This window comes from Paraburkholderia sp. SIMBA_053 (assembly GCF_046534895.1).
Taxonomy (GTDB): Bacteria; Pseudomonadota; Gammaproteobacteria; order Burkholderiales; family Burkholderiaceae; genus Paraburkholderia; species Paraburkholderia caledonica.
In genome coordinates this window covers 1-334 of the sequence record NZ_JAWRXU010000290.1, presented here as the reverse complement: position 1 = coordinate 334, position 334 = coordinate 1, and the positions used below count along the sequence as shown (strand labels likewise).

Below are 334 nucleotides of genomic sequence, written 5' to 3'. Positions count from 1 at the left end.
GGACGAGCCGACGTCGTCGCTGACGGAATCGGAAACGGTCCAGCTTTTTCGCATCATCAAGGAGTTGCGGGCAGCAGGTAAGGCAATCCTCTATATCTCGCACCGCCTCGACGAAATGGCTCACATCGTCGATCGCGTGACCGTGCTGCGGGATGGCCGCCACATCTCGACCGACGATTTTTCGGCACTAAGCGTGAATGACATCGTCGCGCGCATGGTTGGGCGCGCTCTGGACGATGCGTATCCGCCGCGTCAGTCGAAGCCGTCCGACGTCGTGCTGCTCAGCGTGCGCAACCTCAGGCGCGATGACGTATTCGGCCCCGTCTCATTCGAC

1 pseudogene is annotated in these 334 nt (G+C 61.1%); it reads left to right on the top strand.

The window, feature by feature from the left end:
- Window positions 1–334: pseudogene (locus tag SB753_RS35675) on the top strand (D-xylose ABC transporter ATP-binding protein); the annotation flags it as partial.